This is a genomic window from Allobosea sp. NPDC055332, from assembly GCF_053645455.1.
The window spans coordinates 741,204-756,081 of sequence record NZ_JBSHMO010000002.1; the positions used below are offsets into that span (position 1 = coordinate 741,204).

The following is a 14,878-nucleotide window of genomic DNA, read 5'->3' on the forward strand; positions in this document are numbered from 1 at the left end:
AGCAAACCTGCCGCCACTTCGTGACGACAGCACGTCCCGCCCCGAACGAGACGGGGCGAGCGCTTCAGGAAGAATGCACGATTCAGCCGCCGGTTGCTTCGAGCTCACGCCGAAGTGAGACGATCTGTGAGGTCTCGTCCAGCGCAACGTCGGCGCTGGTGACGACCGCCCCGGCGGCAACGTCGCGCACCAGCTTGACGTGATGGGCGAGTCCAATCGGCAGCGCCTTCGCCGCGCGGCTGGCGGTTGCCGGCATCAGCTTGCCGTAGACGGTGTAGCCGCCCTCGCCGTCCAGCATCTCACCAGCTTTGAGATCACGCTTGGCTGTGGCGACCGCATCGCCGCGCCAGCTCCTGGTCGTGCCGGTCGGCTCGCCGCGCAGGGCCGCGTTCAGCACCGAGAGCGACAGTTCGAGCCCGATCAGGTGGAAGGGCTTGTACATCGCCGCATAGAGGCCGGTGGAGTCGGTCGGCAAGCCGTATTGCTTGAAGCAGGCGGCGGCATAGGGGTTTGGCGCCTTCAGCACGACATAGACGCCCCAGCGCAGGTCGCGGAAGACCGGCCGCCCGTCGCGCTCCAGCGAGGAGACGACCTCGACCATGCCGTCATGGTCGAGCTGGCCGCCGACCGCCTTCGGCCGCAACACATGGGCGAGATCATCGACGCCGCAAGGCGGGAACGACAGTCCATCGGCCGGGACATCGAGACCGCAGGCATTGGCGACCGCCGCCATCTCGATCGCCGATTTGGTGCCATCGAGGAAGGAGTTGAACATTTGCGGGTTCATGCCGGCGGCCTTCGCCGCCTCGGGCGTCAAACCGTAATGGCTCCAGACCTCGTCGGGCGTGACGCGGTGATAGGCCGGCAGGTATTTGGTGCCCTTGCCGGCGGCCGCGACAGTGAAACCGGTGGCTCTGGCCCAGTCGACCATCTCGGCGACGAGCGCCGGCTGGTCGCCATAGGCCATGGAATAGACCACGCCTGCCGCTCTCGCCTTCGCGGCCAGCACCGGGCCGACCAGCACGTCGGCCTCGACATTGACCATGACGACATGGCGCTTGGCCGCGATCGCGGCGAGCGCGTGGCGGGCGCCGGCGGCCGGATGGCCGGTCGCCTCGATCACCACCTCGACGCCGTCCATCTCCGCCGCGGTGACGCCGCTATCGACGAAGCGCGTGGCGGCGATGCGGGTCTCGTCCCAGCCGACGGTGCGGCAGGCAGTTTTCGCCCGCTCGGGATCGAGATCGGCGATCACCGCGACCTCCAGCCCCTCGATATGCGGAACCTGGGCCAGGAACATCGAGCCGAACTTGCCGGCACCGATCAAAGCGCAGCGGACGGGACGGCCGGCCTCGGCGCGGGCGGCGAGCTTGGGCATCAGGTTCATGGGCAGGCTCCGTTAGCGACGATCCCATAAGGCACACCCTACCCGTCATGCTCGCCCTTGTGGCGAGCATCCACGTCTCGAACACCGCATGCGATCAAGGAAGCGAAGACGTGGATGGTCGGGACAAGCCGACCATGACGGAAATGGCATATGCGGCTTTTGAAGATCACTCCGGCTTGACGCCGGCTTCCTTGATGATCTTCTCCCAGGTCGCGATTTCCTGCTGGTGATAGGGCCGGAAGGCGGCGGGATCGCGGACCTTGAGGGTGAAGCCGAGCTTGAGGATCTGCTCGGCGATCACCGGCTTGGCGAGCGAGGCCAGCACGGCCTTGGACAGGGTCTCCAGCACCGGCGCCGGTGTCGCGGCCGGGGCGAAGAAGGCGGCCCAGCTATCGGCATCGGCATCGCTCACGCCCTGCTCGCGCAAAGTCGGGATGTCCTTGGCGCGCGGATTGCGCTCCGGGCTCGCCAGCGCGATTGCCCGCAGCGTGCCGGCATTGATCTGCTCCAGCACCGAAGGCAGCGTCGAATTGGCGATGTCGATGCGCCCGCCGATGATCTCCTGCACCAGCGGCGCAGCGCCACGGAACGGCACATGCGTCATCTTGATGCCGGTGCGCTGCATGAACAGCTCCATGGCGAGATGCGAGCCGGAGCCGACGCCGGTCGAGCCATAGTTGAGCTTGCCGGGATCGGCCTTGGCGAGCGCGATCAGCTCCTTGATGTTTTTCGCCGGCAGGTCGTTGCGCACGACGAAGGCGTGCTCGAAGGCGCCAACGCCGGCGACCGGCGCAAAATCCTTGACCGCGTCATAGCCCGGCTCCTTCAGCAGGAACATGTTGTTCCCATGCGTCTGGTTGTTGCCGAAGATGAAGGTGTGGCCGTCGGCGACGCCATGCGCGACCGCACGGGTACCGACCGCGCCCGAGGCACCAGCGCGGTTGTCGACGAGAACGTTCTGGCCGATCGAGGTCGAGAGGTCCTGCGCAACGAAGCGCGCGATCGCATCGGTCGGCCCGCCCGCCGGGTAAGGCACGACCAGCGTGATCGGCTTCGACGGATAGCTCTGCGCCCGCACGATGGCCGGAGCGAAGACTGCGCCGGCAACGAGGCCGAGCGTGGAACGGCGGGTCAGCGACATGGATTTCCTCCCGGGAGCCCGATTGGGAGACGGGCTTTCGGGGCAGGATTAGGGGCAACGCCCTACTTCGTCCAGCCGCCCACGGCTTACCCTATGTACAGCTTGGCGATGATGCACCGCTGCTGCTACGCTGGCAGGGATAGCCGTGCCTCGAGCGAGACTTTGTCCGCTCCAATCTGCTCCCAAAGTGCAGGTGACCAAATGGCGATCCGGCCCTTCATCCTCGAGCCAAACTACGACTCGTTCTTCGACCGCGCGGGAACAGGACAACCGGCGCAGCTTCGCATCAGGCTGAAGGTGACGCTTGTTCCCCTCGATCCGTCGACAGCGTGGGCGAGAAGCCGCCATGCCTCCAACCTTCCGGGATCGCCTGCGGGACCGCTTCCTCCGTCCCATCTGGCTGCGAGCGAGGCCGATTTCAAACGCGGCAGCGTCGTCGACGCCGGCGGCCAACCCGTGCCCTGTCGGAGCTGGCTCGCCAGCGAATGGCAGGATTTCACCAAGCGCTTCAAGCACATCGTCGAGACCGTCTGGAACAACCAGATGGTGTTCCTGCCGACCGAGAATGGAGACAGCCTGAGCGACGCCGATTTCTGGCAACTGATCGGCAATCCCAAGGTGCCGGCGCATGTCGTGGGCGTACTCGAAATCGATCTGCAGCCGACCGGTGCGGGTAGCCATGCCATCATCGAGGTCGCGCATCTGGCCAATCCGGGGGCGAGCTTCCGGGACCGGATGACCCGCATCACCGATGAAAGCGTCCAGTTCGGGGAGCACAATTTCAGGGCGGGCCGGGCCCGCGGGATCGGTGGGAAGACCGGCCAATTCGCGGCCGCGCACGAAGTCGGCCACTGGCTCCGCGACCCCGGCTCGACAGTGTTCGACCACATCGATCGGTCCTATGCGCTCACCCTGCCCAGAGCCCAGCAGGACAACGCGCAATATGGCCGGACGCTCGGACGATACTATTCGATCATGGGCGGCGGGACCGTGGTGACCGATCATGACGCCACGCCGTGGATTTCGCGCCTGCGCCGACAGACGCCGATGAAGCTCGGCTGGATGTATGTGCACAGAATCCACTTCCGCCGCAGCCTGAACGAGGTGTCCGCGCGTCAGAAGCGATTGCTGCTGGCTGCGGGTTTCCTGCCCAAGCTTCTCCAACCGGGGCAAATTCCCTAGGCGGAGAATCCCGCCCGCTTCAGGCGCTGCACCGCGACGTCCAACGCCTGCAGGAAGGCCGAGCGGTCCTTCTGCGAGAACGGCTTCGGCCCGCCGCTGACGCTGCCCATGGCGCGCAGGTCCTCCATCATGTCGCGGGTTGCGAGCGCCATGCCGATCGAGGCTTCGGTAAAGGGCTTGCCTGTCGGGCCGACCACGTCGGCGCCGGCCTTGATGCAGCGATCGGCGAGCGGGATGTCGGCAGTGATCACGATCGCGCCGCGGCTGGCACGCTCGGCGATCCAGTCATCGGCGGCATCGAAATTCCCGGGCACGACGACGCGCTCGATCCAGGGTTCGCGCGGCACCTGCATGAAGCTGTTGGCGACGACGAAGACCTTGAGCTTGTGCCGCTCGGCGACGCGATAGACCTCCGGCTTCACCGGACAGGCGTCGGCGTCGACATAGATCGCAATGGTGTTGGCGGGACCGTCCATCCGCACGCAATCGCAGGCGATCCGGCGTGGCGCAAGCGCCTTTATGCCGGCCTTATGCGCTGGAACGCCTTCCGCATGGCGGTCTTATCGGGAGCGGACCTACATCATCGGCATCGATGGAGGTCGATATGTCGATGAACAACGCCTTGTTCCGCACCAGCCAGCAGCGCCGCGCCCGCGCCGTCTATGACAGCGTCGCCAGCCGCCGCCCGGTCGTCGGAATCCTTTGTGCCGAGATGGTCGCGCTCGCCGTGTTCGCACTGGCCGCCGCCGCCTTCATCGGCCTGCGCGCCTGGTTCGCCTTGCCGAACTGACGCGCCACCATGGGACAGTTCAAGCCGCTACAGCCGCTTACCGGCGAGAGCCATCTCTTCCTGGTCGGCCAGTCGAGCCATGGCTTCTGGGTCGCGCGCGACCTCGAAGGCCGCAGCGAAGGCATCTTCCGCAACCAGAAAGACGCGGTCCGCTTCGCCCTTTCCGAGGGCGGCCACCCCAATGCCGTGCTGATCTCACCGAACGAGGTCGAGCCGAGCTATGGCCTGGGCATCCATTGAGGGCATGCCCGCAGCCGACAAGGCGAGCCGCGACCTCGACAGGGCGCTGCTCGCCATCTTCCTGGAAGCTGCAGGCGCGCTGATCGATCAGCTCGTCGACGCCGGCATCGTCGATCCCGCCGACATCGCCCGCCGCCTCAACCGGCGCGGCTTTCCCTGCTTCGGGCGGCCGCGCTGGAACGCCGTCGCAGTCGCGACGGTGCTGCGTCGCCGGGAGCGCCTGCGCGAAGCAGCCTGACATGAGAGCCGGCGTGTGGCACGCCTGCCCGCATCAGCCTGGAAGCCCGGTCGGCATGCTCGGCCGGCGGGCGGCGGCAATGACGACGCCCGTCGCCACCTGGCCGGCTTTCCGCTGCGTGATCAGCCTGTGCAAGGCAACCGTCATCATGGCGCCGACGATGACGTCGATGAGATGGTGACCACCGATCGGAATGGTCGATATGATGATCGCGCCCGCCACCGCCCAGGCCAGCGCGGTCACCGCGCCGAGCCCGCGCAAGGCCAGCGGCACGCACAGCGCGGCGGCCGTATGGAAAGACGGGAAGGTGATCAGGCCTTCCGTGGCAGGCAGGCTGAAACGCGTGAAGGTTCCCGCCCGAAGCGCCTCGAATTGAGCGAGATGCCAAACCCCGGCATCCGCCGAGATGGCGCTGCGCACGGTTTCGTCGGGACGGAAATGCACATAGGCGCCAACGGCCGGAACGATACCGGACAGAACGGCGGCCAACAGGCATGTCCCGACGAGCAGGACCATGAACTCCACGATGCGGGCGTGCCATTGCAGCACGTTGAGCAGGACGAGCACATAGATCAGCGGCACGATGGTGCCGTGATAGGCATAACCGAGCAGCCAGACCAGAGTGGGGCTCTCGTTGAACCAGGCGACGACCGCGAGCCAGTCGAAACCGAGCCAGCTATCGACCCGCGCCAGGACAGGGTCCATCAGCGGCATGCCCGCGCCAAGCCCGGCCGTGGCGTAGGTGAAGATCGCGAGGGGCGCCGGCATCAGCAGGAACCACGCCACGCTCAGCGCAGACGACGTCGCCACAGCATTGCCGAGCCAGGCCGCAGCCAGGACGAATCCCGACGCTATGGCGAGGACGAGCCCCATGGTGCGCCAGCTGGCCGGCTCGATGGTGATGCCGAGCCAGGCGAAGCTGAGGAGGCCAGCCACCAGCGCCCCGGCCAACAGCCCGAAGGGCAAGGCGACGGCCCGGATCAGCATCAGGTTGGCGGCGGGAAGGGCGCGGATCATCATGGCGCAACCTCTCGCAACTGCGTTTCCATGCCGTTACCGCAGGTGACATCTGCGCAGCGCGTCGCATCGCATCATGAACGAATGCTTGCGAGGCCGGTCATGCGGGCCTAGGAAGCACCCCGCGCCCGCGATGGGCGCCTTTGCCCTCCCGGAGACCTGGACCATGGCTTTCCTTGCCGACGCCCTGAAGCGCGTGAAGCCGTCTGCGACCATCACCATCACGCAGAAGGCGCGCGATCTGAAAGCGCAGGGCAAGGACGTGATCTCGCTCTCCGTCGGCGAGCCCGATTTCGACACGCCGGACAATATCAAGGAGGCGGCGATCGCCGCCATCCGCCGCGGCGAGACGAAGTACACGCCGGTCCCCGGCATCCCGCAGTTGCGCGAGGCGATCACCCGCAAGCTGAAGCGCGAGAACGGCCTCGACTATAAGGCCAGCCAGACCATCGTCGGCACCGGCGGCAAGCACGTCATCTACAACGCCCTGCTCGCCACGCTGAACCCGGGCGACGAAGTGATTTGCGTTGCGCCCTACTGGGTCAGCTATCCCGAGATGGTCGCGCTCTGCGGCGGCACACCGACCTTCTGCGAGGCGACGCTTGCCAACAACTTCAAGCTCCAGCCGGCCGATCTCGAGGCCGCGATCACGCCGAAGACCAAGTGGCTGATCCTGAACTCGCCGTCGAACCCGTCGGGCGCCGCCTACACCCATGCCGAGATGAAGGCGCTGACCGACGTTCTGATGCGCCATCCGCATGTCTGGATCCTGACCGACGACATGTACGAGCACCTGGTCTATGGCGACTTCAAATTCGTCACCCCGGCGCAGGTCGAGCCCGGTCTCTACGAGCGCACGCTGACCATGAACGGCGTCTCGAAGTCCTATGCCATGACCGGCTGGCGCATCGGCTACGCCGCTGGCCCGCAGCACCTGATCAACGCCATGGACCTGGTCCAGGGCCAGCAGACCTCGGGCACCTCGGCGATCTCGCAATGGGCGGCGGTCGAGGCGCTCGACGGCACCCAGGAGCATATCCCGGTGTTCCGCAAGGCGTTCGAGCGCCGGCGCGACCTCGTCGTCTCGATGCTGAACCAGACGCGTGGCCTGAAGTGCCCGACGCCGGAAGGCGCCTTCTACGTCTATCCCGATTGCTCGGAGCTGATCGGCAAGAAACTGCCGAACGGCAAGACAATCGAGACCGATGAGGACCTGGTTATGGGCCTGCTGGAGAACGAAGCGGTCGCCGCCGTGCACGGCTCCTCCTTCGGCCTCGGCCCGAACTTCCGCATCTCCTACGCGACCTCCGACGAGAAGCTGGAAGAGGCCTGCCGCCGTATCCAGCGCTTCTGCGCCGAGCTGCGCTGAGACATCGCGAGGCCGGCGGCTCGTCTGCCGGCCTCGTTCTGATCCGCGATGACACTCGAAGACCAGCGCGCCCTGATGCTGTCGGGGCGCATGTATGACGACCTGACGCCGGAGCTGATCGCGGCGCGGGCGCAGGCCGTCGGCCTGACCGATGCCTATAACCGCAGCCTCGGCCAGCCGCAGGCGAAGCGCGAGGCGCTGCTCCGGGCCGTCCTGCGCGATATCGGCCCCGGTGCGCATTTCGAGCCGAATTTCCGCTGCGAGTTCGGCTTCAACATCAGCATCGGCCGCAGCTTCTACGCCAATTTCGACTGCGTCATGCTGGATGGCGGCGAGATCACCATCGGCGACCATGTCCTGCTCGGTCCGCGCGTCGGCATCTACACCTCCAACCACGCCATCGATCCGGCCGAACGGGTGGCCGGCGGCTGCTATGCCAGGCCGGTGACGATCGGCAACCGGGTCTGGGTCGGCGGCGGCGTCCAGATCAACCAGGGCGTCACGATCGGCGACGACAGCATCATCGGCGCCGGCAGCGTCGTGACGCGCGACGTTCCGGCCGGCGTGATCGCAGCCGGCGTGCCCTGCAAGGTGCTGCGCGCGATCACCGAGGCGGACAGGACCGGGTTTCGCTCGACGCGTCGCTGAGCAGACGCCAGCCGTTTCCGGCTTCGTGAATTGCGATCACCTGCGCCTTTGGATAACGCTCCGGCATGAACCGCCGTGCGCTCCTGCTGCTCGCCGCCCTCTGCTCGCTCCCGGCACGCGCCGAAGCTCAGACAGCCCTGCCCTCGCTCTCCGTCCGCGAGGCACACGAGGCAGCCAAAGCCGGCAAGCTCGTCCTCGTCGACATCCGCACGCCCGAGGAATGGGCCGATACCGGCGTGCCGGAGGGCGCGATCAAGCTCGACATGACCGGCAGCGCCTTCGAGGTCAGGCTGGCGGCGCTGAAGCTCGACCATCCCGGCAAGCCGATCGCGCTGATCTGCCGGACCGGCAACCGGACCTCGACCGTGCAGAAGACGCTCGCGGCGCGTGGCTGGAAGGAACTGGTCGACGTCCGCGGCGGGCTGCTCGGCAATCCCAGGGACAAGGGCTGGCTGGCGGAAGGCCTGCCGGTGGTCGGGCCTTGAGGGGCTACCCCCGCAACGGGCCGATTGACGCGACACATCGCCGGCCCCAAGCTGGAGCGGTGAACTCCGCTCCGCGCCCCACGAACATCGTCCGACGCCGACGCTGCATCAACCAGCGGCGGGGCGTGCCGATTCTGCGACGACGAGACTTCCGAGGGCACTAGACCCTCATTCCGGCGCCGAAGAATCTTCCGCAACCTGCCCACCTCCCGGTCGGCAGGATTTTTGTTGCCTGACATCATCGGCCCTATGGCCAGCGCATTGCCCCAGGCGAATACAGTCTCATCAGGAGAGGTTGGATCTCACATGGCATCTCGCGTCACACTCAAAGCCTTGGACGGTGCCTACGGCGTGGCCCGGCTGGCTTCGTCCGATCCGATTCCGGGCTGGGCCGATGGCGCTGGCTTCGTCAGCATCAGCCGCAGCGATGACGAACTCTCGGTCGTCTGCCGGGAGGACCGTGTCCCGCACGATGTGCGCATGGATGGCGGCTGGTCCTGCCTCAAGCTGCAGGGGCCGTTCGCCTTCGATGAAACCGGCATCGTCCTGTCGGTGATCGCGCCACTGTCGAGCAACGGCATCGGCATCTTCATCGTCTCGACCTTCGATGGCGATCATCTGCTGGTGAAGGCGACCGATTTCGAGAAGACGTGCACATTGCTGGCAGAGGCTGGGCACAGGCTGATCTGACGCCGGGCCTCAGACAGGCAGCTGTGTCCCTTCAGGAACGCTCGCGGTCGCCGAGCAAATCCGGTCGCCGCTCCCGCGTGATCCGTTCCGCCTGCTCGCGGCGCCAGCGGGCGATGCGGGCATGGTCGCCGGAGAGCAACGCCTCGGGCAGGCCCCTGCCCTCCCATTCGCGCGGGCGGGTGTAGTGCGGGTATTCGAGCAGACCGTTCTCGAAGCTCTCCTCGGTGCCGGAGGCTTCCTTGCCCATCACGCCGGGGATCAGGCGCACGCAGGCGTCGAGGAGCACCATGGCGGCCATCTCGCCGCCGGAGAGGATGTAGTCGCCGACCGAGACCTCGGTCAGCCCCCGCCCCTCGATGACGCGCTCGTCGACGCCCTCGAAGCGGCCGCAGACGATGACGACGCCTTCGCCGGCAACGTAGTCCCGCACCATGCGCTGGCTGAGCGGGCGCCCACGCGGCGACATCAGCAGGCGTGGGCGGGTATCGTCAGCCGGAACCGCCGCATCGATCGCCGCCGCCAGCACGTCGCAGCGCAGGACCATGCCGGCGCCGCCGCCGGCCGGCGTGTCATCGACATTGCGATGCCGGCCAATGCCGTGCTCGCGGATCTGGTGCGTCTCCAACGACCAGAGCCCGGTGCGCAGGCCCTCGCCCGCCAGCGAGGCGCCGAGCGGGCCAGGGAACATCTCGGGATAGAGGGTCAGGACCGAGGCGCGGAATGCCATCGCTCAAGCAAAGCGCAGTGCCGGATGCCCGTCCAGCCTCGCATAATCGCTGACGCTGGCGATGACGTTGTCGAAGGCGGCGAAGGCCTCGGCCGGCAGCATGGTCAGCACCGCAACGGCGCGCATGCCGGCGCGGCGAGCGGCCTCGACGCCATTCGGGGCATCCTCGAAGACGATGCAATCGGCCGGGGCGACGCCCATGCGCTCGGCTGCGGCGAGGAACATGTCGGGATGCGGCTTGCCGCGAAAGCCCTGGCTCGGCGAAACGATGGTGGCGAAGCGCTGGCGCAAAGAGAGCGTATCGAGGATCAGGGCAATGTTCGGCGGCGCGGCGGCGGTGCCGACCGCCATCGGCACGGCATGATTGTCCGCTCGGTCGAGCAGATCGACGAGGCCGCCGAGCGGCGTGACCAGCGGGCCATAGGTCTCGCGGTAGAGCCCTTCCTTCTCCTCGGCGAGCCGATCCAGCTCGGCCGCATCGGCGCCGGGGAAATGCGGGCCGATGATGTCGGAGATCGCCATGCCGGCGGTCCGCGCCGAAAAGGTCGCGCGCTCGAAGGGCAGGCCGTATTTGCGGTACCAGACCTCCCAGGCGTCGTCATGGTAGCGCATATTGTCGACGATGGTGCCGTCCATGTCGAAGATCAGCGCCTTGGCCGGCGTCTCAGGCAGCATCGTCATCCTCGAACAATCCGGCGGGAGGCAGTGCCTCGATGCGCTTGGCCGCGATGTCGATGCGTGGCGCATAGGCCTTGGTGAAGGGCATCAGCACCGAGCGGCCATCCGGCGTCTCGATGTCGATGAGGTCGCCGGCGCCGTAATTGGCGACGGCGGTGACAGTCCCCAGAACGGCTCCATCGGGCCCGATGACGCTGCAGCCGACGAGATCAGCCTGCAGGAACTCGTCCTCGTCCTCGGGCGCCGGCAGGCGCGAGCGCTCGATATGGAGCTTGACGCCGTTCAGGAGCTCGGCGCCCTCGCGGCTGGTCACGCCCTTGAGCCGGGCGACGACCACTTCCTTGGCGGGCCTGATATCGGCGATCTCGAAGCGCCGGCCCTTCTCGTCGACGAGCGGGCCGTATTCGGCGAGCGCCAGCGGATCGGCCGTGAAGGTCTTGATCCGGACCTCGCCGCGCACGCCATGCGGCGCGCCGACGACGCCGAGCAGGACGAGATCACCGTCAGCCATCACGCTTCCTTCTCGGCCACCCGGTCATGCTCGGGCTTGCCCCGAGCATGACCGCAATCGGCTCACTCAGCCGCAGCTTCGGCCGGGGCGGCAGCCTTCTCGGCCTTCTTCTCAGCGCGCTCCTTGGCCTTGTCGCCGGGAACAGCCTTGTTCGGGTTGTTGCGGGCCGGGCGCTTGGACACGCCAGCAGCGTCGAGGAAGCGCAGGACGCGATCGGTCGGCTGAGCGCCCTTGGCGAGCCAGGCCTTGGCCTTCTCGAGGTCGAGCACGACGCGCTCCGGCGAGTCCTTGGCCTTCATCGGGTCATAGGCGCCGATCTTCTCGATGAAGCGGCCATCGCGCGGCGAGCGGGCGTCGGCGACGACGATGCGGTAGTACGGGCGCTTCTTGGCGCCGCCACGGGTCAGGCGGATCTTCAGGGACATTGCTCTTCTTCCTTTGGTTCGAGCGGTAGAATTACTTCTTCTTGAACGGATTGTTGCCGAGGCCAGGCAGGCCGCCCAGTCCCGGGAGCTTAGGCATCATGCCGGCAGGCGGGGTGACGCCCTTGGGCAGACCGGGGAAGCCGCCCGGAGGCAGCGAAGGCATGCCGCCGCCCGCGCCGAGCTGCTTCTGCAGTTCGGCGAGCTGCGCGGGGTCCATCTTCGAGGGGTCGGGCATGCCGGCCGGCAGGCCGCCCATGCCGCCGCCGAGACCGAACATGCTGCCGAGCTTGCCGAGCATGCCGCCCTTCTGGCGGGCCATCTGCTTCATCATGTCCGCCATCTGGCGGTGCATCTTCAGCAGCTTGTTGATCGCCTCGGGCGAGGTGCCTGAGCCGGCAGCGATGCGCTTCTTGCGGCTGTTCTTGAGCAGATCGGGATTCTTGCGCTCGGCCGATGTCATCGAGTTGATGATGGCGATCTGCCGGGCGATGACCTTATCGTCCATCTTCGAGCTGGCGATCTGGTTCTTCATCTGCGCCATGCCGGGCAGCATGCCCATCAGCCCGCCGAGGCCGCCCATCTTCTCCATCTGCTGGAGCTGGGTGCGCAGGTCGCCGAGATCGAAATTGCCCTTGGCGAGGCGCTGCGCCAGTTCCTGCGCCTTGTCGGCATCGACCGTGGCCGCCGCCTTCTCGACCAGGCCGACGATGTCGCCCATGCCGAGGATGCGGTTGGCGACGCGCGAGGGATGGAAATCCTCGAGCGCGTCGGTCTTCTCGCCGGTACCGACGAGCTTGATCGGCTTGCCAGTGACGGCGCGCATCGAGAGCGCAGCGCCGCCGCGGCCATCGCCGTCCATGCGGGTCAGCACGATGCCGGTGAGGCCGACGCGGCCGTCGAAGGCGCGGGCGGTGTTGACCGCGTCCTGACCGGTCAGCGCATCGGCGACGAGCAGGACCTCATGCGGATTGGTCGCCGCCTTGACCTCGGCGACCTCGGCCATCAGCGCCTCGTCGAGGGTGACCCGGCCGGCGGTGTCGAGCATGACGACGTCGTAGCCGCCGAGCTTACCGGCCTCGATCGCGCGACGGGCGATCTGCACGGCCGACTGGCCGGCGACGATCGGCAGCGTCTCGACGCCGACCTGCTTGCCGAGGATGGCGAGCTGCTCCATCGCGGCCGGGCGGCGCGTATCGAGCGAGGCCATCAGGACTTTCTTCTTGTCCCGGTCGGTCAGGCGCCTGGCGATCTTGGCCGTCGAGGTGGTCTTGCCGGAGCCCTGTAGACCCACCATCAGGATCGGGACCGGCGGCACGGCGTCGAAGGTGATGCCCTCGCCCTCGCCGCCGAGCGTGTCAATCAGCACGTCGTTGACGATCTTGATGACCTGCTGGCCGGGCGTGACCGACTTCAGCACCTCGGCGCCGACGGCGCGCTCGCGGACCTTGTCGGTGAAGCTGCGCACGACCTCGAGCGCGACGTCAGCCTCGAGCAGCGCCCGGCGCACCTCGCGCAGCGCGGCGTTGACGTCGTCCTCGGTCAGCGCGCCCCTGCGGGTCAAACCCGAGAGGATGCCGGAAAGTCTGTCGCTCAGCGTGCCGAACATGCGGTCCTGCTTTGCCTGGCCTCAAGAAGTCGACATCACCTATGCTATCCGCCAACCGGTTTCGCGCCCGAGGGCGCAGACGCGCTGTCGGGCGTTGACCTCCGGGCTCATGAAAGCCGCTGGGCGGCCCGGTCGGCGGATGAGGTTTCGGCGATGTCGGCGAAACGAATGCGCGCGTTAAAGCGGACAAATGCGGCGAAAGTCAAGCTGAAGCGCGCAAGTGGCGGCTGCGCCAGCCTCGCGCGATCCTCATCATGGAGATGACATGAAGCTTTCGGTCCTTGCCGCCGCGTTGTTCGCGCTCGGCCTCACCCAGGCGCAGGCCCAGTCCTGCGAAGGCAATTTCTCGGTGGTCGGCACGCCGATGCTGACCGGGCTGACCTACAAGACCTGGGATATCGTGCCGAAACGTGCGCCGGCGCGGGTGCTGAAGGACCTCGGCGCCGCCGTTTCCGCCGAAGGCTTCGCCGACATGCGCATCGACAATGCGACCAGCTCCGTCGTCGCCATGCAGGAAACCTCTGGCTCGGGACGGCCGCAGAGCCTGCGCGTCACCGCCCGCAAGAGCGGCAGCGGCACGCGGGTTGATGCGGTCTTCATCGTCCAGCAGGGTCAGGTCGCTCCCGAAGGCTATGTCCGTGACGCACTCTGCCGCGTGATCTCCGGCGCGCAGGGCTAGCCCTGCGTCGTCAGCAGATTGGCGTCGCGGGAGAGCCGCCAGCGCCCATCCAATTCCTTGCGGAGGATCGTCAGCGTCCAGCCCGCGCGGCGGGTGGCCTTGCCGTCCGGCGCGGTCGCGATCATCTCGATCCGGTTGCGGAGGTAGGCGACATCACCAAGCACCGCGAGCTCATGAATATCGCTGCGGCCCTCGATCGTCATGATCCCCAGCCCCTTCAGCGCGGCGGCGAAAGCGTCCTTGCCGAAAGGCTCGGCGCCGGGAACCATGAAGACGACATCGTCGCTCATCAGGTCGAGCACGGTTGCGGAGTCACCCGCTTTCGTCGCACTCATCCAGATCTCGACGAGATCCCGGATCGCCCGTTCGTCATCGCTCATGGGGTTTCCTCCCGGCCGGGGCTGCGCTAAGCGCGCCCGACTCCCCAGCCCAGGCTCATCTGGCGACAGCAAATGCCGAGATCGATGTTATGACAAGACATGTGGGCGCAGCCCTCCTGACCGCCCTGCTTCTGGCCGGCTGCGCCGGAGCGCAGCGCGAGACGACGGCGCCGAGCCCGCGCAAGATCGAGCGCCTTGCGGCTGTGAAGGCCGATCCGGCCGAGGCGGTGCGCATCCTCAACGCCTACCGCGCCGGCAAGGGGCTCGGCCCGGTCAGGCTCGATTCGACGCTGACCGCGATGGCGCAGCGCCAGTCCGATGCGATGGCGGCCAGCGACGATCTCTCCCACAGCGCCGCCGGCAGCTTCAACTCCCGCGTCAATGCCGCCGGTCTCGACACGGTGCGCGCCGCGGAGAATCTCGGCGCCGGCTACTACTCGACGCAGGAGGCCTTCGACGGCTGGAAGAAATCGTCGGGCCACGAGGCCAACCTGTCGATGCCGCAGGCAACGCGCATCGGCCTCGCGCTGGCGAAGAACCCGCAGACCCGCTACGGCGCCTGGTGGACGTTGGTGCTCGCCGGCGAGCCGGAAAAGCGGCAGGAAATGTCGGCCGGGCCGCTGGTGCCGGTGCGCGGCAGCGGGACGACGACCTTCCGCTGGGGCGCGCCGCTCTAAATCCGCAC

The 14,878-nt window shown here is 67.2% G+C and carries 20 protein-coding genes; 10 read left to right on the forward strand and 10 right to left on the reverse strand.

Translation table 11 applies throughout. The annotated features are described in order from the left end of the window. Positions 1–82: 82 nt before the first annotated feature. Entirely contained in the window at positions 83–1,387 is a 1,305-nt protein-coding gene (locus tag ACWIGM_RS12145; protein WP_454026187.1) for an NAD(P)H-dependent oxidoreductase, read from the reverse strand. Between the two features lie 166 nt (positions 1,388–1,553). Then, complete coding sequence (locus ACWIGM_RS12150) at positions 1,554–2,528, reverse strand: Bug family tripartite tricarboxylate transporter substrate binding protein (protein ID WP_454026188.1); 975 nt, start codon at positions 2,526–2,528, stop codon at positions 1,554–1,556. A gap of 201 nt (positions 2,529–2,729) precedes the next feature. On the opposite strand from ACWIGM_RS12150, the gene ACWIGM_RS12155 reads away from it, so the two are divergent. After that, complete coding sequence (locus ACWIGM_RS12155) at positions 2,730–3,710, forward strand: hypothetical protein (protein WP_454026189.1); 981 nt, start codon at positions 2,730–2,732, stop codon at positions 3,708–3,710. Here the strand turns inward: ACWIGM_RS12155 and ACWIGM_RS12160 are convergent. Beyond that, complete coding sequence (locus ACWIGM_RS12160; RefSeq protein WP_454026190.1) at positions 3,707–4,186, reverse strand: YaiI/YqxD family protein; 480 nt, start codon at positions 4,184–4,186, stop codon at positions 3,707–3,709. The two genes, ACWIGM_RS12155 and ACWIGM_RS12160, sit on opposite strands and share 4 nt — an antisense overlap. A gap of 128 nt (positions 4,187–4,314) precedes the next feature. Here ACWIGM_RS12160 and ACWIGM_RS12165 point away from each other — a divergent pair, with 128 nt between their 5' ends. Genes ACWIGM_RS12165 through ACWIGM_RS12175 form a run of 3 tightly spaced genes read left to right on the forward strand, consistent with a single transcriptional unit; the run spans position 4,315 to position 4,978 of the window. Beyond that, positions 4,315–4,500 carry a hypothetical protein gene (locus ACWIGM_RS12165; RefSeq protein ID WP_152017057.1) on the forward strand — a complete coding sequence of 62 codons (186 nt, stop codon included), beginning with the start codon at positions 4,315–4,317 and terminating at the stop codon, positions 4,498–4,500. 9 nt (positions 4,501–4,509) lie between these two features. After that, positions 4,510–4,740, forward strand: coding sequence for a hypothetical protein (locus tag ACWIGM_RS12170; protein ID WP_454026191.1), 231 nt, complete (start codon positions 4,510–4,512; stop codon positions 4,738–4,740). 4 nt (positions 4,741–4,744) lie between these two features. Further along, complete coding sequence (locus ACWIGM_RS12175) at positions 4,745–4,978, forward strand: hypothetical protein (RefSeq protein WP_454026192.1); 234 nt, start codon at positions 4,745–4,747, stop codon at positions 4,976–4,978. A gap of 33 nt (positions 4,979–5,011) precedes the next feature. On the opposite strand, the gene ACWIGM_RS12180 is transcribed toward ACWIGM_RS12175, so the two are convergent. Further along, positions 5,012–5,998, reverse strand: coding sequence for a phosphatase PAP2 family protein (locus tag ACWIGM_RS12180; protein ID WP_454026193.1), 987 nt, complete (start codon positions 5,996–5,998; stop codon positions 5,012–5,014). 163 nt (positions 5,999–6,161) lie between these two features. On the opposite strand from ACWIGM_RS12180, the gene ACWIGM_RS12185 reads away from it, so the two are divergent. The 4 genes from ACWIGM_RS12185 (at position 6,162) to ACWIGM_RS12200 (ending at position 9,187) form a co-directional block, all read left to right on the forward strand. Beyond that, complete coding sequence (locus ACWIGM_RS12185; RefSeq protein WP_454026194.1) at positions 6,162–7,364, forward strand: pyridoxal phosphate-dependent aminotransferase; 1,203 nt, start codon at positions 6,162–6,164, stop codon at positions 7,362–7,364. A gap of 48 nt (positions 7,365–7,412) precedes the next feature. After that, positions 7,413–8,012, forward strand: coding sequence for a sugar O-acetyltransferase (locus ACWIGM_RS12190; protein ID WP_454026195.1), 600 nt, complete (start codon positions 7,413–7,415; stop codon positions 8,010–8,012). Between the two features lie 65 nt (positions 8,013–8,077). Next, entirely contained in the window at positions 8,078–8,497 is a 420-nt protein-coding gene (locus ACWIGM_RS12195; RefSeq protein ID WP_454026196.1) for a rhodanese-like domain-containing protein, read from the forward strand. 306 nt (positions 8,498–8,803) lie between these two features. Further along, the gene (locus tag ACWIGM_RS12200; RefSeq protein ID WP_454026197.1) at positions 8,804–9,187 is read left to right on the forward strand and encodes an ACT domain-containing protein; all 384 of its coding nucleotides are present in this window, start codon (positions 8,804–8,806) and stop codon (positions 9,185–9,187) included. 31 nt (positions 9,188–9,218) lie between these two features. On the opposite strand, the gene trmD is transcribed toward ACWIGM_RS12200, so the two are convergent. The 5 genes from trmD to ffh all read right to left on the reverse strand — a co-directional run bounded on the left by trmD (position 9,219) and on the right by ffh (position 13,134). Further along, a complete protein-coding gene (gene trmD, locus ACWIGM_RS12205) occupies positions 9,219–9,914 on the reverse strand; it encodes a tRNA (guanosine(37)-N1)-methyltransferase TrmD (protein WP_454026198.1) in 696 nt (231 codons plus the stop codon). A 3-nt stretch (positions 9,915–9,917) separates the two neighbouring features. Continuing rightward, positions 9,918–10,595: an HAD family hydrolase gene (locus ACWIGM_RS12210; RefSeq protein WP_454026199.1), complete on the reverse strand. Its 678-nt coding sequence runs from the start codon at positions 10,593–10,595 to the stop codon at positions 9,918–9,920. Next, complete coding sequence (gene rimM, locus ACWIGM_RS12215; RefSeq protein WP_454026200.1) at positions 10,579–11,103, reverse strand: ribosome maturation factor RimM; 525 nt, start codon at positions 11,101–11,103, stop codon at positions 10,579–10,581. The genes ACWIGM_RS12210 and rimM overlap by 17 nt, the downstream gene beginning before the upstream one ends. Before the next feature lie 62 nt (positions 11,104–11,165). Beyond that, on the reverse strand, positions 11,166–11,528 hold the full coding sequence (gene rpsP, locus ACWIGM_RS12220) for a 30S ribosomal protein S16 (protein ID WP_454026201.1): 363 nt from the start codon (positions 11,526–11,528) through the stop codon (positions 11,166–11,168). Positions 11,529–11,559: 31 nt separating this feature from the next. Next, positions 11,560–13,134 carry a signal recognition particle protein gene (ffh, locus tag ACWIGM_RS12225; protein WP_454026202.1) on the reverse strand — a complete coding sequence of 525 codons (1,575 nt, stop codon included), beginning with the start codon at positions 13,132–13,134 and terminating at the stop codon, positions 11,560–11,562. A gap of 265 nt (positions 13,135–13,399) precedes the next feature. On the opposite strand from ffh, the gene ACWIGM_RS12230 reads away from it, so the two are divergent. Next, positions 13,400–13,813: a hypothetical protein gene (locus ACWIGM_RS12230; protein ID WP_454026203.1), complete on the forward strand. Its 414-nt coding sequence runs from the start codon at positions 13,400–13,402 to the stop codon at positions 13,811–13,813. Here ACWIGM_RS12230 and ACWIGM_RS12235 read toward each other — a convergent pair. After that, positions 13,810–14,193, reverse strand: coding sequence for a YybH family protein (locus ACWIGM_RS12235; RefSeq protein WP_454026204.1), 384 nt, complete (start codon positions 14,191–14,193; stop codon positions 13,810–13,812). The genes ACWIGM_RS12230 and ACWIGM_RS12235 overlap by 4 nt on opposite strands. Positions 14,194–14,294: 101 nt before the next feature. On the opposite strand from ACWIGM_RS12235, the gene ACWIGM_RS12240 reads away from it, so the two are divergent. After that, entirely contained in the window at positions 14,295–14,870 is a 576-nt protein-coding gene (locus tag ACWIGM_RS12240; RefSeq protein ID WP_454026205.1) for a CAP domain-containing protein, read from the forward strand. Positions 14,871–14,878 lie beyond the last annotated feature (8 nt).